This is a genomic window from Serratia sp. CY27727 (genome assembly GCF_052169275.1).
GTDB classification, from domain to species: domain Bacteria; phylum Pseudomonadota; class Gammaproteobacteria; order Enterobacterales; family Enterobacteriaceae; genus Serratia; species Serratia sarumanii.
Genome location: NZ_JBJNLB010000008.1, coordinates 189,099 through 209,417 on the forward strand (window position 1 = coordinate 189,099; position 20,319 = coordinate 209,417).

Consider the following 20,319-nt stretch of genomic DNA (forward strand, 5'->3'; position numbering starts at 1 on the left):
TCGATGGAACCGCCGTCTGGCGGTTCCATACTATCCAGCCAGAATTACACCGGTGGCAGGCCCTGCAGCGTGATGCTCACCTCAGGCGCGTTTCATCGGCTGAAATCCCCAATACTAATACTGCTTCTTAGGACAGAACACCATGGCAACCAATGCAAAACCCGTATATCAGCGTATTCTGCTTAAACTGAGTGGCGAAGCCCTGCAAGGTGCAGAAGGTTTTGGTATCGACGCCAGCGTTTTGGATCGCATGGCTCAGGAAGTGAAAGAGCTGGTCGAACTGGGAATTCAGGTCGGTGTAGTTATTGGCGGCGGGAACCTGTTCCGCGGCGCGGGCCTGGCGCAAGCCGGCATGAACCGCGTAGTGGGCGACCACATGGGAATGCTGGCTACCGTGATGAACGGCCTGGCTATGCGTGATGCACTGCACCGTGCCTATGTGAACGCCCGCCTGATGTCGGCGATCCCGCTGAACGGCGTGTGTGACAATTACAGCTGGGCAGAAGCTATCAGCCTGCTGCGCAACAACCGCGTGGTGATCTTCTCCGCTGGTACCGGTAACCCGTTCTTCACCACCGATTCCGCCGCTTGCCTGCGCGGCATCGAGATCGAAGCGGACGTGGTGCTGAAAGCCACCAAAGTGGATGGCGTATACTCCGCCGATCCGGTGAAAAACCCGGATGCGACGCTGTATGAACAATTAACCTATCAGGACGTGTTGGAGCGCGAGCTGAAAGTGATGGATCTGGCGGCGTTTACGCTGGCCCGCGATCACGGTCTGCCGATCCGCGTGTTCAACATGAACAAGCCGGGCGCGCTGCGCCGCGTGGTGATGGGTGAGAACGAAGGTACGCTGATCAGCAAATAAGGCTGTTCACACCCCTTTTTCGGTGCGCGTGACGCCAGACGCCGCGCGCTCTCCGAGTACGATTACGGGCTATACTTGAGTATCGCCTGCCAAGTAACCAGCTTCCAAGGGTTTGCAACGTGACTAATGAAATCAGAAAAGATGCTGATTCACGCATGGAAAAAAGCGTAGAAGCATTCAAAAACCAAATCAGCAAGATCCGCACCGGCCGCGCTTCTCCAAGCATTCTGGACGGCATCATGGTGGAATACTACGGCGCCGCTACGCCGCTGCGCCAGCTGGCCAACGTGACCGTGGAAGACTCCCGCACGCTGAAAATCAACGTGTTCGACCGCAGCCTGAGCCAGGCCGTTGAGAAAGCGATCATGAGCTCCGATCTGGGCCTCAACCCGTCTTCCGCGGGTTCTGACATTCGCGTTCCGCTGCCTCCGCTGACCGAAGAACGTCGTAAGGATCTGATCAAGATCGTGCGCGGCGAAGCCGAGCAGGGCCGCGTAGCGGTGCGTAACGTGCGTCGCGACGCCAACGACAAGGTCAAGGCGCTGCTGAAAGACAAAGAGATCAGCGAAGACGAAGAACGTCGTTCACAAGACGAGATTCAGAAAATGACCGACGCTTACATCAAGCTGGTCGACGCCGCGCTGGCGGAGAAAGAAAAAGAGCTGATGGATTTCTAATCAGCATCGCGCAGAAAAAAGCGTCGCCTGGGCGGCGCTTTGTTTTTTGTGGCGCAGATCCCGTTTCATCGTACTGAAAGATCATGGACAAGCGGTGTCCAAGGTTCCACACTGGAACACCTCCGATCTCATCAGACAGTTATTCAGAGTGAACTCATGAAGCAACTGACCATTCTTGGCTCGACCGGCTCGGTAGGGACCAGCACCCTGGCCGTGGTCAGGGCAAATCCCGACCTTTTTGCGATCAAAGCGCTGGTTGCCGGCCGCAACGTCGCGGTCATGGCGCAGCAATGCATGGAATTTCGGCCCGCCTTCGCCGCGATGGCGGATGAAAGCGCCGCGCGCGAGCTGCGCGCCATTCTGGCGGAAAACGGCGTCGCTACCGAGGTATTGGCCGGGGAGCAAGCGGCCTGCGAACTGGCGGCGTTGGACGACGTCGATCAAGTGACGGCGGCCATCGTCGGCGCCGCGGGGCTGTTGCCGACGCTGGCGGCGATCCGCGCAGGCAAGCAGGTGCTGCTGGCCAACAAAGAGTCGCTGGTCACCTGCGGCCGTCTGTTTATGGATGCGGTGCGGCAAAGCCAGGCGCAGTTGCTGCCGCTCGACAGCGAGCACAACGCGATTTTTCAGAGTTTGCCTGAGAGCATTCAGCGTCAGTTGGGATACTCTTCCCTGGACAGTCATGGTGTTTCGCGCATCGTGCTTACCGGCTCCGGCGGCCCGTTCCGCACCACGCCGCTGGAGCAGTTCGCCGCGATGACCCCGGATCAAGCCTGCGCCCACCCGAACTGGTCGATGGGGCGCAAGATCTCGGTGGATTCCGCCACCATGATGAACAAAGGTCTGGAATACATTGAGGCCCGCTGGCTGTTTAACGCCTCGGCCGAGCAAATGGAAGTGATCCTGCATCCGCAGTCGGTGATTCACTCGATGGTGCGCTATGCCGACGGCAGCGTGCTGGCGCAGCTGGGTACGCCGGATATGCGCACGCCGATCGCCCACGCGATGGCGTATCCGCAGCGCGTGAACTCCGGCGTGGAGGCGCTGGACTTCTGTCGCATCGGTTCGTTGACCTTCGCCGAACCGGAGCGCGAGCGTTATCCTTGCCTGTATTTGGCGATTGAAGCGTTCGATGCCGGCCAGGCGGCGACCACTGCGCTGAACGCGGCCAACGAAATCGCCGTGGCGGCATTTTTGCAGCAGCAGATTCGCTTCACCGACATTGCGGCGGTCAACCGCCAGGTGGTGGAGCGCCTCGCGCTGCAGGAACCGACCAGCATCGAAGCGGTCTTAGACATTGACCGCCAGGCGCGCGCCGCTGCCGAGGAGCGCGTTCGCACGTTGCGCGATTGAGGACGGCGATTATCCGATTTTGCTCGTAATTCACGCGTGCCGCAGCGGGGCCGTTTGTTCATGCCCCGCTGAGGTGGTATAGTCTGCGCCACCTGTCAGCGGTTATACCGTTGAATTATGGCCTGATTGGCGCCTTGTGCGCCAATGGCGGCCCGGCTGCGCCGGGCATCGCGAGGGCTGGCTGAAAGCCGTGTCGGGCACACGGCTTTTTTTGCGCGTAAGGGCCTGATGTTCCGGAAAGGCAGTTATATTTCTATTGAGGAAATAAGTACGAGTTATGTCGTCCGCAAACCAACAAGAGGCTAATCCATCTTCCCCGGGGCCGCGCCATGTCGCCATTATCATGGACGGTAACGGACGCTGGGCCAAACGTCAGGGCAAGTTACGTGTCTTCGGTCATAAAGCAGGGGTGAAATCGGTTCGCCGCGCGGTCAGTTTTGCCGCCAGCCACCATTTAGATGCGCTCACGCTTTATGCCTTCAGCAGCGAAAACTGGAACCGTCCGGTGCAGGAAGTCTCCGCCCTGATGGAGCTTTTTGTCCGTGCTCTGGATAGTGAAGTAAAAAGCCTGCATAAACATAACGTCAGGCTGCGGGTGATCGGCGATATCAGCCGCTTCAGCTCGCGTTTGCAGGAGCGGATCCGCCGCTCTGAAGCACTGACGGAAAATAACGATGGCCTGACGCTCAATATCGCTGCCAACTACGGTGGCCGTTGGGATATCATTCAGGGAGTAAGGGAACTGGCCGAACGGGTACGGGTGGGGGAGTTGCACCCGGATCAGATCAGCGAGGAATTATTGAACGAGCGGGTTTGCATGAGCGACCTGGCGCCGGTGGATCTGGTTATCCGCACCGGTGGCGAGCATCGCATCAGTAACTTCCTGCTGTGGCAAATCGCCTATGCTGAACTTTACTTTACTGATGTGCTCTGGCCTGATTTCGATGAACTTGTCTTTGAAGGTGCGCTGAATGCATTTGCACAACGTGAGCGCCGCTTCGGGGGAACAACACCTATCGGCGCCGATGCGTCCTAGGGAGAACTTTTGCTGAAGTATCGCCTCATAACTGCTCTGATTTTAATCCCGATCGTTATCGCGGCGCTGTTCCTGTTGCCGCCGCTGGCCTTTGCTCTGGTAACGCTCGTCGTGTGCATGTTAGCAGCCTGGGAGTGGGGCCAACTGGCCGGTTTTACCTCCCGTTCGCAGCGCATCTGGCTGGCGATACTGTGCGGTTTTCTGCTGGCGCTGATGATGCTCAGCGTTCCCGCGTACCATCAATCCGTGCCGCAGGTGAGCGGCTCGCTGTGGCTGTCGCTGGCCTGGTGGCTGGCGGCGCTGCTGCTGGTGCTGTTCTACCCCGGCTCGGCCGCCATCTGGCGCAACTCGCGCCCGCTGCGCCTGCTGTTCGGCCTGCTGACCATCGTGCCGTTCTTCTGGGGCATGCTGGCGCTGCGCCAGTTCGGCTACGAGCAAAACCCGTTTACCGGCGCCTGGTGGCTGCTGTACGTGATGCTGCTGGTGTGGGGCGCGGATTCCGGCGCCTATATGTTCGGCAAGCTGTTCGGCAAGCATAAGCTGGCGCCGAAGGTCTCTCCGGGTAAAACCTGGGAAGGGCTGATTGGCGGGCTGCTGACGTCGGCGGTCATTTCCTGGCTGTTCGGCCGTTACGCGCCGCTGAACGTGGTGCCGACCACGCTGTTGGCCTGTTCGGTGATCGCCGCGCTGGCTTCGGTGCTGGGCGATTTGACCGAAAGCATGTTCAAACGCGAAGCGGGCATCAAGGACAGCGGTCACTTGATCCCCGGTCACGGCGGCATACTGGATCGTATCGACAGCCTGACCGCGGCGGTGCCGGTGTTTGCCTGCCTGATGCTGTTGGTGTTTTAATCCGTCGATGACGGAAAGTGAGGGATGATGGTCAGCGTGCTTTGGAACCTGGTGGCGTTTCTGATTGCGCTCGGTATTTTGATCACCGTGCACGAGTTCGGACACTTTTGGGTTGCCCGCCGTTGCGGCGTGCGCGTTGAACGCTTCTCCATCGGCTTCGGCCGGGCGCTGTGGCGCCGCACCGATCGCCAGGGCACCGAGTACGTCATCGCCTTGATTCCGCTCGGCGGCTACGTGAAGATGCTGGACGAGCGGGTGGAGTCGGTGGCACCGGAAATGCGCCATCAGGCCTTCAACAACAAAACCGTCTGGCAGCGCGCGGCCATCATCAGCGCCGGCCCCATCGCCAACTTCCTGTTTGCTATCCTTGCCTATTGGCTGGTGTTCATCATCGGCGTGCCGAGTTTCCGTCCGGTGATCGGCGAAATCGCGCCGCAATCCATTGCCGCCAAGGCTGAAATTTCGTCTGGCATGGAACTAAAGTCGGTTGACGGCATCGAAACGCCTGATTGGGAATCAGTTCGTCTGGCGCTGGTGGCGAAGATTGGCGATGCGCAAACCGAAGTCGGCGTCGCGCCGTTCGGCTCTTCGCAGGCGGTGACCAAAACCCTGGATTTGCGCCAGTGGAACTTTGAACCGGACAAGCAGGATCCCGTTGTCGCGCTGGGCATTATGCCGCGCGGCCCGCAGATAGAATCCGTGTTGGCGGAAGTGCAGCCTAACTCGGCGGCGCAAAAGGCGGGTTTACAAGCGGGGGACAGGATCGTTAAAGTCGATGGTCAGCCGTTGGGTCGTTGGCAGACGCTGGTGAAGCGTATCCACGATGGCCCGGGGCAACCGCTGGCTTTGGAGATTGAAAGAAACGGCGCCCCCTTGTCTTTGACGCTGATACCGGATACAAAGCCGGTGGGAAAAGACAAATCGGTGGGGTTTGCAGGCATCATTCCAAAGGTGCTGCCGCTGCCGGACGAGTATAAAACGATTCGCCAGTATGGACCGTTCCCGGCGCTGTATCAGGCCGGCGACAAGACCTGGCAGCTGATGCGGCTGACGGTCAACATGCTGGGCAAATTAATAACCGGTGATGTAAAGCTGAACAACCTGAGTGGCCCGATCTCGATTGCACAGGGAGCAGGGGCGTCAGCCGGAGTCGGGTTCGTGTATTATCTGATGTTCCTGGCGTTGATTAGCGTCAACCTGGGTATCATCAACCTGTTCCCATTACCGGTGTTAGATGGTGGGCATCTCCTCTTCCTGGCGATAGAAAAGCTGAAGGGTGGGCCGGTTTCCGAGCGAGTACAGGACTACAGCTACCGCATAGGTTCGATCGTGCTGGTGTTGTTGATGGGTCTTGCACTTTTCAATGATTTTTCCCGCCTCTAGGGGCGGGGATAGGTTAGGAAGAACGCATAACAACGATGGCGATGAAAAAGTTGCTCATAGCGTCGCTGCTGTTTGGCAGCGCCACCGTATACGGTGCAGACGGGTTCGTAGTGAAAGATATTCATTTCGAAGGCCTGCAGCGAGTCGCCGTCGGTGCGGCGTTACTCAACATGCCGGTTCGCGTCGGCGATACCGTCACTGACGATGACATCAGTAATACCATCCGTGCCTTGTTTGCCACCGGCAACTTCGAGGACGTGCGCGTACTGCGCGATGGTAATACCTTGATCGTGCAGGTGAAGGAACGTCCTACCATCGCCAGCATCACTTTCTCCGGCAACAAGTCGGTGAAGGATGACATGCTCAAGCAGAACCTGGAAGCCTCCGGCGTCCGGGTGGGCGAGGCGCTCGACCGCACCACGATCTCCAGCATTGAAAAAGGGCTGGAAGACTTCTACTACAGCGTCGGTAAATACAGCGCCTCGGTGAAAGCCGTAGTCACGCCGCTGCCGCGCAACCGTGTCGACCTGAAACTGGTGTTCACGGAAGGGGTCTCCGCCAAGATTCAACAAATCAACATCGTCGGCAACCATGCCTTCACCAACGACGAACTGATCTCACGCTTCCAACTGCGTGACGAAGTGCCGTGGTGGAACCTGGTCGGCGATCGCAAATACCAGAAGCAGAAACTGGCGGGCGATCTCGAAACCCTGCGCAGCTTCTATCTGGATCGCGGCTATGCCCGCTTCAACATCGATTCTACCCAGGTGAGCCTGACGCCGGATAAAAAAGGCATCTACATCACCATCAACATCACCGAAGGCGATCAGTACAAGCTTTCCGATGTTGTCGTGAACGGCAACCTGGCCGGCCACTCGGCGGAAGTCGCTCAGATCACCAAAATCGAGCCGGGCGAGCTGTACAACGGCAGCAAGGTGACCAAAATGGAAGACAACATCAAAACGATGTTGGGCCGTTATGGTTACGCCTACCCGCGCGTCGGCACTCAGCCTGAGATCAACGACGCGGATAAAACCGTCAAACTGCACGTCAACGTCGACGCGGGCAACCGCTTCTACGTGCGTCGCATCAAGTTCGAAGGCAACGACACCAGCAAGGATTCCGTACTGCGTCGCGAAATGCGCCAGATGGAAGGCGCCTGGCTTGGCAACGAGCAGGTCGAGCAGGGTAAGGAGCGTCTGAACCGTCTGGGCTACTTCGAAACGGTTGACGTGGAAACCCAGCGCGTGCCGGGCACCGCCGATCAGGTCGACGTCACCTACAAGGTGAAAGAGCGCAACACCGGTACCTTCAACTTCGGCGTCGGTTACGGCACCGAGAGCGGCGTCAGCTTCCAGGCGGGCGTGCAGCAGGATAACTGGTTGGGTACCGGCTACTCGGTCGGCATCAGCGGCACCAAGAACGACTACCAGACCTATACCGAACTGTCGGTCACCAACCCGTACTTCACCGTTGACGGTGTGAGCCTGGGCGGCCGCATCTTCTACAACGACTTTAAGGCGGATGACGCGGATCTGTCGGACTATACCAACAAGAGTTACGGTATCGACGGCACGCTGGGCTTCCCGATCAACGAAAACAACTCGTTGCGTACCGGCCTGGGCTACGTCCACAACGGCCTGTCGAACATGCAGCCGCAGATCGCGATGTGGCGTTACCTCGACTCGATGGGCGTGGATGCGAACAAGACCGACCGCGCCAGCTACTCGACGGACGACTTTACGTTGAACCTGGGTTGGACCTACAACAACCTGGACCGCGGCTACTTCCCGACGTCGGGTAACCGCACCACGTTGAACGGCAAGGTCACCATTCCGGGCTCGGACAACGAATACTACAAGGTGACGCTGGACAGCGTACAGTACGTGCCGATCAACGACGATCGCACCTGGGTGCTGTTGGGCCGTGGCCGTCTGGGTTACGCGGATGGCTTGGGCGGCAAGGAAATGCCGTTCTACGAGAACTTCTACGCCGGTGGTTCTAGCACCGTGCGTGGCTTCCAGTCCAACACCATTGGTCCGAAGGCGGTGTACTACAATTCCAACTCGTACCAGTGTCAGTTCAACGCCGGCAGCACGACCACGCGTCAGAACATCTGTAGCTCGGATGACGCGGTGGGCGGTAACGCCATGGCGGTCGCCAGCCTGGAGCTGATCACCCCGACGCCGTTCATCAGCGAGAAATACGCCAACTCGGTGCGGACGTCGCTGTTCATCGATGCCGGTACCGTGTGGGATACCAAGTGGAAGAATACCGACGAAACGCTGATGTACGGCGTGCCGGACTACAGCAAGGCCAGCAATATTCGTTCTTCCGCCGGTATCGCGCTGCAGTGGATGTCGCCGCTGGGGCCGTTGGTGTTCTCTTACGCCAACCCGATCAAGAAATACGAAGGCGACAAGTCCGAACAGTTCCAGTTTAACATCGGTAAGACCTGGTAACGGGTCTCGCCTCTGGGCATAAAAGTTATTAAGAATCGCAATGGCCAGGCGCCCGCCGGCAGAGGGAGATGATTCTCATTGTTTGGTGGGATAAGTCTGGCAAATTGTGTACTTCAGTGTCATATGACACAAATGGGTGATGGTAAGGAGTTTATAGTGAAAAAGTGGTTGTGTGCCGCAGGCCTCGGTTTAGCAATGGCTGCTTCAGCTGGCGTTCAGGCAGCAGATAAGATCGCTGTCGTTAACGTCTCCAGCATTTTCCAACAGCTGCCGGCCCGCGAAGCGGTCGCTAAACAGCTGGAAAACGAGTTTAAAGGCCGTGCAAGCGAACTCCAGAACATGGAACGTAGCCTGCAGACCAAAATGCAACGTCTGCAGCGTGACGGCGCTACCATGAAAGCCAGCGATCGCAGCAAGTTGGAAAAAGACGTGATGGCGCAGCGCGAGCAGTTCTCTCAGAAAGCCCAGGCTTTCGAGCAGGACAACCGTCGTCGCCAGATGGAAGAGCGTAACAAGATCCTGAGCCGCATTCAGGACGCGGTGAAATCTGTCGCCAGCAAAGGCGGTTATGACGTGGTGATCGACGCCAACGCCGTTGCCTATGCAGATTCTTCCAAAGATATCACTGCTGACGTGCTGAAACAGGTTAAATAACACATGCTTTCAATTCGACTGGCTGATTTAGCGCAGCAGTTGGATGCACAATTGCACGGTGATGGCGATCTCGTCATCACCGGCATTGCTTCTATGCATTCGGCACAGCCTGGCCAAATCACGTTTTTGTCAAACAGCCGCTATCAAGAGCAGCTGTCTTCCTGCCAGGCAAGCGCCGTGGTGCTTACCGAAGCGGATTTACCACACTGCCGTACTGCGGCGCTGGTGGTTAAAAACCCTTACCTGACCTACGCGCGCATGGCGCAGCTGATGGACACCACGCCGGCGCCGGCGCAGGATATCGCGCCAAGCGCGGTTGTCTCGCCCGAAGCGCAACTGGGGCAGAACGTCGCCATTGGGGCGAACGCGGTGATTGAGTCGGGTGCGGTGCTTGGCGATAACGTGGTTATCGGCCCGGGCTGCTTCATCGGCAAACACGCACGCATCGGCGCGGGAACGCGTCTGTGGGCGAACGTCACGATTTATCATGCGGTTGAAATCGGCCAGCGCTGCCTGATCCAGTCCGGCACCGTGATCGGCGCGGACGGTTTCGGCTATGCGAACGAGCGCGGCGAGTGGATCAAAATCCCTCAGTTGGGCACGGTGATTATCGGCGATCGCGTCGAAATCGGCGCCTGCACTACCATCGACCGGGGCGCTTTGGATAACACCCAAATCGGGAATGGTGTTATCATCGACAACCAATGTCAGATTGCACATAACGTCGTGATTGGCGACAATACCGCCGTCGCCGGCGGTGTTATCATGGCTGGCAGCCTGAAAATCGGCCGCTACTGCCAGATCGGCGGTGCCAGCGTGATCAACGGTCACATGGAAATTGCCGACAAGGTTGTTGTTACCGGAATGGGAATGGTTATGCGACCAATCACCGAACCTGGGGTATACTCTTCGGGCATTCCGTTGCAGCCTAACAAGGTTTGGCGTAAAACCGCTGCGTTGGTGATGAATATCGATGAGATCAGCAAACGCTTGAAAGCTGTCGAACGTAAAGTCGGAAAAGACTAATCATTGCCGCCCGCCTTCGCGGGTACAAAACGAAACGCGTTGGTCGTGAGACCAAAAGCGCAAAGAGATGTTAATTTGCGGCCTGCATGATGATCTCCTTTTGGGGTCAGCGCAGGCCGTGTTGTTGATGCCATCAGTTTTTAGAGACAGGAAGAGTATTTTGACTACTGACACTCATACTCTGGATATTGCAGAAATTTTGGATCTGCTTCCTCACCGTTACCCGTTCTTGCTGGTCGACCGCGTCCTCGAGTTTGAAGAGCACAAATATCTGCGTGCGGTGAAGAACGTATCGGTGAACGAACCGTTTTTCCAGGGCCACTTCCCTGGCAAACCGATTTTCCCAGGCGTATTGATTCTGGAAGCCATGGCGCAGGCCACCGGTATCCTGGCGTTTAAAAGCGTCGGCAAACTGGAGCCGGGCGAGCTGTATTACTTCGCCGGTATCGACGAAGCACGCTTCAAACGCCCTGTGGTGCCAGGCGATCAGATGGTCATGGAAGTCACCTTCGAGAAAACTCGCCGCGGCCTGACTCGCTTCAAAGGCGTGGCGACCGTTGACGGTAAAATTGTCTGCGAAGCAACCATGATGTGTGCCCGCAGCCGGGAGGCTTAATCCGTGATTGACCAAACCGCCTTTATCCATCCTAGCGCGATAGTCGAAGAAGGCGCCGTGATCGGCGCCAACGTGCATATTGGCCCTTTCTGCTACGTCGGCTCCCAGGTGGAAATCGGCGCCGGCACGGTGCTGAAATCCCACGTGGTGGTGAACGGCATTACCAAGATTGGCTGCGATAACCAGATTTATCAGTTCGCTTCCATCGGTGAAGTAAACCAGGATCTGAAATACGCGGGCGAACCGACGCGCGTTGAAGTGGGCGATCGCAACCGCATCCGCGAAAGCGTGACCATTCACCGCGGCACCGCGCAGGGCACCGGCCTGACCAAAGTGGGCAACGACAACCTGCTGATGGTCAACGTGCACGTCGCCCACGACTGCGTGGTCGGCAACGCTTGCGTGCTGGCCAACAACGCCACGCTGGCGGGGCATGTGGAAATCGACGATCACGCCATCATCGGCGGTATGACGGCGATCCACCAGTTCTGCATTATCGGCGCGCATGTGATGGTAGGCGGTTGTTCCGGCGTCGCTCAGGACGTGCCTCCATTCGTCATCGCTCAGGGTAACCACGCGACGCCGTTCGGCGTCAACGCGGTCGGCCTGAAGCGTCGCGGTTTTGACAAGGATGAAATGCAGGCGATCCGCAACGCCTACAAGATCCTGTATCGCAGCGAGAAAACGTTGGATGAAGCGAAAGCGGAAATCGAAGCCCTGGCCAAAGAACAGCCGGTGGTGCAGCAATACCTCGATTTCTTTACCCGTTCCACCCGCGGTATTATTCGCTGAGTTATGTCGAATCGTCCATTGACTATCGGATTGGTCGCCGGAGAAACCTCCGGCGACATTCTCGGCGCCGGTTTGATCCGCGCGCTCAAGGCGCAGATCCCCGACGCGCGTTTTGTTGGCGTCGCCGGCCCGCTGATGCAGGCCGAAGGATGTGAAGCCTGGTACGAAATGGAAGAGCTGGCGGTCATGGGCGTGGTGGAAGTGCTCGAGCGTTTGCCACGCCTGTTGAAGATCCGCAAGGATCTTACCCGCCGCTTCGGCGAGCTGCGGCCGGACGTGTTTGTCGGCATCGACGCGCCGGACTTCAACATTACGCTGGAAGGCCGCCTCAAGCAGCGCGGTATCCGCACTATTCACTACGTCAGCCCTTCCGTGTGGGCCTGGCGGCAAAAGCGCGTTTTCAAAATTGGCAAAGCCACCGATCTGGTGCTGGCCTTTCTCCCTTTCGAAAAAGCGTTTTACGATCGTTTCAACGTGCCCTGCCGGTTTATCGGCCACACCATGGCGGACGCCATGCCGTTGCAGCCCGATCGGCTGGCGGCGCGCGCTCAGCTTGGCATCGATCCGCAGGCGCGCTGCCTGGCGTTGCTGCCGGGCAGCCGCGGCGCCGAAGTCGAGATGCTGAGCGCCGACTTCCTCAAGACCGCGCAGCTGCTGCGCACCCGTTATCCCGAGCTGGAAGTGGTGGTGCCGCTGGTCAACGCCAAACGGCGCGAGCAGTTTGAGCGCATCAAGGCGGAAGTGGCGCCGGACCTGACCGTACACCTGCTGAACGGTCAGGGGCGCGAGGCGATGATCGCCAGCGACGCGACGCTGCTGGCATCCGGCACGGCGGCGCTGGAGTGCATGCTGGCCAAGTGCCCGATGGTGGTGGGCTATCGCATGAAGCCGTTCACTTTCTGGCTGGCGCAGAAGCTGGTGAAAACGCCTTACGTTTCGCTGCCGAATCTGCTGGCGGGGCGGGAGATCGTTACCGAGCTGCTGCAGCATGACTGCGTGCCGGACAAACTGGCCGCCGCCGTGATGCCGCTGCTGGAAGAGAGCCCGCAAACCGAAGCGCTGAAACAGACTTTCCTTACCTTGCACCAAAGCATCCGTTGCGGTGCGGACGAACAGGCTGCTCAGGCTGTGTTGGAGCTGGCGAAAGCATGATTGAACCCTTTATCTATCCCGCTGCCACGCTGATTGCCGGTGTGGACGAAGTGGGCCGCGGCCCGTTGGTCGGCGCGGTGGTCACCGCCGCCGTGATCCTCGATCCGGCGCAACCGATCGTCGGGCTGGCGGATTCCAAGAAACTCAGTGAAAAACGCCGTCTGGCGCTGTATGACGAAATCGTCGCCAAGGCGCTCTCCTGGAGCCTGGGGCGCGCCGAACCGGCGGAAATCGACCAACTGAACATTTTGCACGCCACCATGCTGGCGATGCAGCGCGCGGTGGCCGGGTTGCATATCGCGCCGGACATGGTTTTAATCGACGGTAATCGTTGCCCGAAGCTACCGATGCGTTCGCAGGCGGTGGTGAAGGGCGACAGCCGCGTGGCGGAGATCAGCGCGGCGTCCATTCTGGCGAAGGTCACGCGCGATCGTGAAATGGCCGCGCTGGACAGCGAGTTCCCGGACTACGGTTTCGCGCAGCATAAGGGTTACCCGACCGCCTTCCACCTGGAGCGGCTGGCCGCGCTGGGCGCCACCGAGCATCACCGCCGCAGCTTCGCGCCGGTGAAAAGGGCGCTGGCGCTGTAGTCTGCGGGCCTGGTTGACCAGGCCCGACGAGAGCATTAACCCGGGTTCAGCCTGCTGAGCCCCTTCAATCAGGTATCTGGAGATGGCCGAACCTCGTTTTATTCACCTGCGCGTCCACAGTGACTACTCCATGATTGATGGATTGGCCAAGACGGCGCCGTTGGTGAAAAGAGCCGCCGCGTTAGCCATGCCTGCTCTGGCAATCACCGATTTCACCAACCTGTGCGGGTTGGTGAAGTTCTACGGCAGCGCGCACGGCGCCGGGATCAAACCGATCATCGGCGCGGATTTCCATGTGCAAAGCGAAGAACTGGGCGACGAGCTGGCCCAGTTGACGGTGCTGGCCAGCAACAACGAAGGCTACCAGAACCTGACGCTGCTGATTTCCCGCGCCTATCAGCGTGGCTACGGAGCCGCCGGCCCGACCATCGATCGCGACTGGCTGATTGAACATCGTGAAGGGCTGATTCTGCTCTCCGGCGCGCGTCAGGGCGACGTCGGCAAGTTTCTGCTGCGCGGCAACCAGGCGCAGGTGGATCAGTGCCTGGACTTCTACCAGCAGCACTTCCCGGACTGTTACTACCTGGAACTGATTCGCACCGGCCGCCCGGACGAAGAGAACTACCTGCATGCGGCGGTGGCGCTGGCCACCGAGCGCGGTTTGCCGGTGGTGGCCACCAACGACGTGCGCTTCCTGGTGGAAGACGACTTCGACGCCCATGAAATTCGCGTCGCTATTCACGACGGCTTTACGCTGGACGATCCCAAGCGGCCGCGCAACTACAGCCCGCAACAATACATGCGCAGCGAAGACGAGATGTGCGAGCTGTTCGCCGACATCCCGGAAGCGCTGCTGAACAGCGTCGAGATTGCCAAGCGCTGCAACGTCACCATTCGCCTCGGCGAATACTTCCTGCCGCAGTTCCCGACTGGCGATATGAGCACCGAGGACTTCCTGGTACTCAAATCGAAAGAGGGGCTGGAAGAGCGTCTCGAGTTCCTGTTCCCCGATCCTGAAGTGCGCGCGCAGCGCCGCCCGGAATACGACGAGCGTCTGGACGTCGAGCTGAAGGTGATCAACCAGATGGGGTTCCCTGGCTACTTCCTGATCGTGATGGAGTTTATCCAGTGGTCGAAGGACAACAACGTGCCGGTTGGCCCGGGGCGCGGTTCCGGTGCCGGTTCGCTGGTGGCCTATGCGTTGAAAATCACCGACCTCGATCCGCTGGAGTTCGACCTGCTGTTCGAACGTTTCCTGAACCCGGAACGTGTCTCAATGCCCGACTTCGACGTCGACTTTTGCATGGAGAAGCGCGATCAGGTAATTGAGCACGTGGCGGAGATGTACGGCCGCGAAGCGGTATCGCAGATCATCACCTTCGGTACCATGGCGGCGAAAGCGGTTATCCGCGACGTGGGCCGCGTGCTGGGGCACCCGTACGGCTTCGTCGATCGCATCTCCAAGCTGGTGCCGCCGGATCCGGGCATGACGCTGGAGAAAGCCTTCGCCGCCGAACCGCAGCTGCCGGAAATTTACGAGGCCGACGAAGAGGTCAAGGCGCTGATCGACATGGCGCGCAAGCTGGAAGGGGTGACGCGCAACGCCGGTAAACACGCCGGGGGCGTGGTAATCGCGCCGACCAAAATCACCGACTTCGCGCCGCTCTACTGCGACGCCGAAGGGCAGCACCCGGTGACCCAGTTCGATAAGAACGACGTGGAATACGCCGGGCTGGTGAAGTTTGACTTCCTCGGTCTGCGCACCCTGACCATCATCGACTGGGCGCTGGAGATGATCAACGCCCGGCGCGCCAAGACCGGGCTGGAGCCGATCGACATCGCCGCCATTCCGCTCGACGACAAGAAAAGCTTCGACATGCTGCAGCGCTCGGAAACCACGGCGGTGTTCCAGCTTGAATCGCGCGGTATGAAAGACCTGATCAAACGTCTGAAGCCCGACTGCTTCGAAGACATGATCGCACTGGTGGCGCTGTTCCGTCCGGGGCCGCTGCAGTCGGGGATGGTGGATAACTTCATCGACCGCAAGCACGGCCGCGAAGAGATCTCCTACCCGGACATCCAGTGGCAGCACGAGTCGCTCAAGCCGGTGCTGGAACCCACCTATGGCATCATCCTGTATCAGGAACAGGTGATGCAGATTGCCCAGGTGCTGGCGGGCTATACGCTGGGCGGCGCGGACATGCTGCGCCGTGCGATGGGTAAAAAGAACCCGGTCGAGATGGCCAAGCAGCGCGGCGGCTTTGAAGACGGCGCGAAAGCGCGCGGCATCGACGGCGAACTGTCGGTGAAAATCTTCGACCTGGTGGAGAAATTCGCCGGTTACGGCTTCAACAAATCGCACTCCGCCGCCTATGCGCTGGTGTCGTATCAGACGCTGTGGCTGAAAGCGCACTACCCAGCCGAGTTTATGGCGGCGGTGATGACCGCCGATATGGACAACACCGATAAGGTGGTGGGGCTGGTGGACGAATGCTGGCGCATGGGGCTGAAGATCCTGCCGCCGGACATCAACAGCGGCCTGTATCACTTCCACGTCAACGACGACGGCGAGATCGTTTACGGCATCGGCGCCATCAAGGGCGTGGGGGAAGGGCCGATCGAAGCCATCATCGAGGCGCGCAACAGCGGCGAGCAGGGTTACTTCAAAGACCTGTTCGATCTCTGCGCGCGCTCAGACATCAAGAAACTGAACCGCCGCATTCTGGAAAAACTGATCATGTCCGGCGCGTTCGATCGCCTCGGGCCGCACCGCGCCGCGCTGATGAATTCGCTCGGCGACGCGTTGAAAGCGGCGGATCAGCATGCGAAAGCCGAAGCTATTGGCCAGGTGGATATGTTTGGCGTGCTGGCGGAAGCGCCGGAGCAGGTGGAGCAATCCTACGCCAATATCGCGCCCTGGCCGGAGCAGGTGGTGCTGGACGGGGAACGGGAGACGCTGGGGCTGTACCTGACCGGCCACCCGATCACCCAGTACCTGAAGGAGATCGAACGTTACGCCGGTGGCCAGCGTTTGAAAGACATGCACCCGACGGATCGGGGCAAAATGACCACCGCCGTCGGGCTGGTGGTCGCCGCGCGGGTGATGGTGACCAAGCGCGGCAACCGCATCGGCATCTGTACATTGGATGACCGTTCGGGCCGCCTGGAAGTGATGTTATTCACCGAAGCGTTAGAAAAATACCAGCATTTGTTGGAAAAAGACCGTATCCTTATCGCCAGTGGACAGGTCAGCTTTGATGACTTTAGCGGCGGGCTTAAAATGATGGCCCGCGAGGTAATGGACATCAGTGAAGCCCGGGAAAAATACGCTCGCGGGCTTGCTATCTCGCTGACTGACAGGCAAATTGATGACCAGCTTTTGAACCGTCTCCGTCAGTCGTTGGAACCCCATCGCTCGGGGACGATTCCAGTGCATCTCTACTATCAACGGGAAGATGCGCGAGCCAAGCTGCGTTTTGGCGCAACCTGGCGCGTGACGCCCACCGACCGCTTGTTGATCGACTTGCGGACGTTGGTAGGCAATGAGCAGGTGGACTTGGAATTTGACTAAAATAGGAATGCTATGAGTCTGAATTTTCTTGATTTTGAACAGCCGATTGCAGAGCTGGAAGCGAAAATTGACTCGCTGACTGCAGTCAGCCGTCAAGACGAAAAATTAGATATTAATCTGGACGAAGAGGTTCAGCGCCTGCGTGAAAAGAGCGTTGAGCTGACGCGCAAGATTTTTGCCGATCTTGGGGCCTGGCAGATTGCCCAATTGGCACGCCACCCGCGCCGTCCTTATACCCTGGATTATATCAAACACATCTTTACCGACTTCGAAGAGTTGGCGGGCGATCGCGCTTACGCCGACGACAAAGCGATCGTCGGCGGTATTGCGCGCCTGGATGGCCGCCCGGTGATGATCATCGGGCACCAGAAAGGCCGTGAAACCAAAGAGAAGATCCGCCGCAACTTCGGCATGCCGGCGCCGGAAGGCTACCGCAAGGCGCTGCGCCTGATGGAAATGGCCGCGCGCTTCAAGATGCCGATCATCACCTTTATCGATACCCCGGGCGCTTATCCGGGCGTGGGCGCGGAAGAGCGCGGCCAGTCCGAAGCCATCGCGCGCAACCTGCGTGAGATGTCGCGCCTGAACGTGCCGGTCATCTGCACCGTCATCGGCGAAGGCGGCTCCGGCGGCGCGCTGGCGATCGGCGTGGGCGATAAGGTGAACATGCTGCAGTACAGCACCTACTCGGTGATTTCGCCGGAAGGCTGTGCCTCCATCCTGTGGAAGAGCGCCGATAAGGCGCCGCTGGCCGCAGAGGCGATGGGCATCACCGCGCCGCGTCTGAAAGAGCTGAAGCTGATCGACTCGGTGATCCCGGAGCCGCTGGGTTCCGCGCACCGCGACGTACCGGCGATGGCCGCCGCGCTGAAAGCGCAGCTGCTGGCCGATCTGAAAGATCTGGACGGCCTGAACGACGAAGAGTTGCTCAACCGCCGCTACCAGCGTCTGATGAATTACGGCTACTGCTGAGTTCTGTGCTTCGCTGCAAGAAACCGCCTCCGGGCGGTTTTTTTTTGGCTACACACCGCCGGATTTTCGTGGTGTTATAGAGACTTGGCCGTTAACTGACAGGAGCTGCCGATGAATATCATCGCCATCATGGGCCCTACGGGCGTCTACTACAAAGATGAGCCGATCCGCGAGCTCCACGCGGCGCTGACCGCCATGGGATTCCAGCTGGTGTACCCCAAAAACAGCGGTGATCTGCTGAAGCTGATCGAAGCCAATGCCCGCATTTGCGGGGTGATCTTCGACTGGGACGACTACAGCCTGGAGCTGTGCAGCGAAATCAACGAGCTGAATGAATACCTGCCGCTGTATGCCTTTATCAATACCCATTCCACCTTCGACGTCAGCCTGCATGAAATGCGCATGGTGCTCTATTTCTTCGAGTATGGCCTGAATGCGGCGGACGATATCGCGCAGCGCATCCAGCAGTACACCGCAGAATACATCGACACCATTACGCCGCCGCTGACCAAGGCACTGTTCAACTACGTGCGCGAAGGGAAGTACACCTTCTGCACGCCGGGCCACATGGCCGGCACCGCGTTTCAAAAAAGCCCGGTGGGCTGCCTGTTTTACGATTTCTTCGGCGCCAATACCCTGAAAGCCGACATCTCGATTTCGGTTACCGAGCTTGGGTCGCTGCTGGATCACACCGGGCCGCACCTGGAGGCCGAAGAGTATATCGCGCGCACCTTCAACGCCGAGCAGAGCTATCTGGTCACCAACGGCACCTCCACCGCCAACAAGATCGTCGGCATGTATTCGGCGCCGGCCGGCAGCACCGTGCTGATCGACCGCAACTGCCACAAATCGCTGTGCCACCTGCTGATGATGAGCGATATCGTGCCGATCTATCTGCGCCCGCTGCGCAACGCCTACGGCATCCTCGGCGGCATTCCGCAGCGCGAGTTCACCCGCGAAAGCATCGCCGCCCGGGTGCAGGAGACCGAGAACGCCACCTGGCCGGTGCATGCGGTGATCACCAATTCCACCTATGACGGCCTGCTGTACAACACCGACTACATCAAGCAGACGCTGGAGGTGCCATCGATCCACTTTGACTCCGCCTGGGTGCCTTACACCAACTTCCATCCGATTTACGACGGCAAGAGCGGCATGAGCGGCGAGCGGGTGCCCGGTAAGGTTTTCTACGAGACCCAGTCGACGCACAAGCTGCTGGCGGCCTTCTCGCAGGCCTCGATGATTCATATCAAGGGCGACTACGACGAGAGCACCTTCAACGAAGCCTACATGATGCACACCACCACCTCGCCGCACTACGGCATCGTGGCGTCGATGGAGACCGCGGCCGCCATGCTGCGCGGCAACCCGGGGCGCCGCTTGATCAACCGCTCGGTGGAGCGCGCGCTGCATTTTCGCCGTGAAGTGCAGCGGCTGCGCGAGGAGAGCGACAGTTGGTTCTTCGACATTTGGCAGCCGGAAGAGATCGATGAAGCGCAATGCTGGCCATTGGATCCGGACGACAACTGGCACGGCTTCGGCCAGACCGATCGCGATCACATGTACCTCGATCCGATCAAGGTGACGATCCTGACGCCGGGCATGAACGAGCTGGGCGCGCTGGAGGAGGAGGGGATCCCGGCGGCGCTGGTGGCGAAGTACCTCGACGAGCGCGGCATCGTGGTGGAGAAGACCGGGCCGTACAACCTGCTGTTCCTATTCAGCATCGGCATCGACAAAACCAAGGCGATGAGCCTGCTGCGCGGCCTGACCGACTTCAAGCGCGCCTACGATCTCAACCTGCGGGTGAAGAACATGCTGCCGGATCTGTACGCCGAGGATCCGGATTTCTATCGCAACATGCGCATTCAGGATCTGGCCGCCGGCATTCATCGCCTGATCTGCCAGCACGATCTGCCGCGCCTGATGCAGCGGGCGTTCGACGTGCTGCCGGAAATGAAGCTGACGCCGCACCAGATGTTCCAGGAGCAAGTGCGGGGCAACGTGGAAACCTGTGAGCTGGATCAGCTGGTGGGCAAGGTGGCGGCCAATATGATCCTGCCGTATCCGCCGGGCGTGCCGCTGGTGATGCCGGGGGAAATGATTACCGAAGAGAGCCGGGCGGTACTCGATTTTCTGCTGATGCTGTGCTCGATCGGCGAGCGCTATCCCGGTTTTGAAACCGACATCCACGGCGCCAAACTGACGGAGGATGGGCGCTATCTGGTGAAGGTGTTGAAAGCCCCACAGCCATAATGCATAACACGCCCGGCGGTTTGGAAAGATATGCCGGGCGTTCCCATTGACGGCATCAC

Annotated in this window: 16 protein-coding genes; all 16 read left to right on the forward strand. The window is 59.1% G+C overall.

Annotated features, from left to right (window positions below):
• The first annotated feature begins 142 nt into the window (after positions 1-142).
• The 16 genes from pyrH (at position 143) to ACJ8HB_RS19015 (ending at position 20,260) form a co-directional block, all read left to right on the forward strand.
• Entirely contained in the window at positions 143-868 is a 726-nt protein-coding gene (pyrH, locus tag ACJ8HB_RS18940; RefSeq protein ID WP_004931940.1) for a UMP kinase, read from the forward strand.
• Positions 869-987: 119 nt separating this feature from the next.
• On the forward strand, positions 988-1,545 hold the full coding sequence (gene frr, locus ACJ8HB_RS18945; RefSeq protein WP_004931943.1) for a ribosome recycling factor: 558 nt from the start codon (positions 988-990) through the stop codon (positions 1,543-1,545).
• Positions 1,546-1,701: 156 nt separating this feature from the next.
• Entirely contained in the window at positions 1,702-2,898 is a 1,197-nt protein-coding gene (gene ispC / locus ACJ8HB_RS18950; RefSeq protein WP_047570728.1) for a 1-deoxy-D-xylulose-5-phosphate reductoisomerase, read from the forward strand.
• Positions 2,899-3,175: 277 nt separating this feature from the next.
• Entirely contained in the window at positions 3,176-3,934 is a 759-nt protein-coding gene (ispU, locus tag ACJ8HB_RS18955; RefSeq protein ID WP_033635737.1) for a (2E,6E)-farnesyl-diphosphate-specific ditrans,polycis-undecaprenyl-diphosphate synthase, read from the forward strand.
• A gap of 9 nt (positions 3,935-3,943) precedes the next feature.
• A complete protein-coding gene (cdsA, locus tag ACJ8HB_RS18960; protein WP_004931949.1) occupies positions 3,944-4,786 on the forward strand; it encodes a phosphatidate cytidylyltransferase in 843 nt (280 codons plus the stop codon).
• 27 nt (positions 4,787-4,813) lie between these two features.
• Complete coding sequence (gene rseP / locus ACJ8HB_RS18965) at positions 4,814-6,169, forward strand: sigma E protease regulator RseP (protein WP_047571735.1); 1,356 nt, start codon at positions 4,814-4,816, stop codon at positions 6,167-6,169.
• Between the two features lie 35 nt (positions 6,170-6,204).
• Positions 6,205-8,631 (forward strand): outer membrane protein assembly factor BamA, encoded by a 2,427-nt coding sequence (gene bamA, locus ACJ8HB_RS18970; RefSeq protein ID WP_033649807.1) that lies wholly within the window; start codon positions 6,205-6,207, stop codon positions 8,629-8,631.
• Between the two features lie 156 nt (positions 8,632-8,787).
• On the forward strand, positions 8,788-9,285 hold the full coding sequence (skp, locus tag ACJ8HB_RS18975; RefSeq protein WP_004931958.1) for a molecular chaperone Skp: 498 nt from the start codon (positions 8,788-8,790) through the stop codon (positions 9,283-9,285).
• Positions 9,286-9,288: 3 nt separating this feature from the next.
• Positions 9,289-10,311, forward strand: a complete 1,023-nt coding sequence (lpxD, locus tag ACJ8HB_RS18980; RefSeq protein ID WP_033635735.1) for a UDP-3-O-(3-hydroxymyristoyl)glucosamine N-acyltransferase — start codon at positions 9,289-9,291, stop codon at positions 10,309-10,311.
• A gap of 160 nt (positions 10,312-10,471) precedes the next feature.
• The gene (gene fabZ, locus ACJ8HB_RS18985) at positions 10,472-10,927 is read left to right on the forward strand and encodes a 3-hydroxyacyl-ACP dehydratase FabZ (RefSeq protein WP_004931962.1); all 456 of its coding nucleotides are present in this window, start codon (positions 10,472-10,474) and stop codon (positions 10,925-10,927) included.
• A gap of 3 nt (positions 10,928-10,930) precedes the next feature.
• Positions 10,931-11,719: an acyl-ACP--UDP-N-acetylglucosamine O-acyltransferase gene (gene lpxA / locus ACJ8HB_RS18990; protein WP_004931964.1), complete on the forward strand. Its 789-nt coding sequence runs from the start codon at positions 10,931-10,933 to the stop codon at positions 11,717-11,719.
• 3 nt (positions 11,720-11,722) lie between these two features.
• Positions 11,723-12,871, forward strand: coding sequence for a lipid-A-disaccharide synthase (lpxB, locus tag ACJ8HB_RS18995; protein WP_094860061.1), 1,149 nt, complete (start codon positions 11,723-11,725; stop codon positions 12,869-12,871).
• A complete protein-coding gene (gene rnhB / locus ACJ8HB_RS19000) occupies positions 12,868-13,461 on the forward strand; it encodes a ribonuclease HII (RefSeq protein ID WP_047570732.1) in 594 nt (197 codons plus the stop codon). The genes lpxB and rnhB overlap by 4 nt, the downstream gene beginning before the upstream one ends.
• A gap of 82 nt (positions 13,462-13,543) precedes the next feature.
• Complete coding sequence (gene dnaE / locus ACJ8HB_RS19005; RefSeq protein WP_094860062.1) at positions 13,544-17,032, forward strand: DNA polymerase III subunit alpha; 3,489 nt, start codon at positions 13,544-13,546, stop codon at positions 17,030-17,032.
• 12 nt (positions 17,033-17,044) lie between these two features.
• On the forward strand, positions 17,045-18,004 hold the full coding sequence (gene accA, locus ACJ8HB_RS19010; protein ID WP_004931972.1) for an acetyl-CoA carboxylase carboxyl transferase subunit alpha: 960 nt from the start codon (positions 17,045-17,047) through the stop codon (positions 18,002-18,004).
• Between the two features lie 111 nt (positions 18,005-18,115).
• Entirely contained in the window at positions 18,116-20,260 is a 2,145-nt protein-coding gene (locus ACJ8HB_RS19015; RefSeq protein ID WP_047570734.1) for a lysine decarboxylase LdcC, read from the forward strand.
• Positions 20,261-20,319 lie beyond the last annotated feature (59 nt).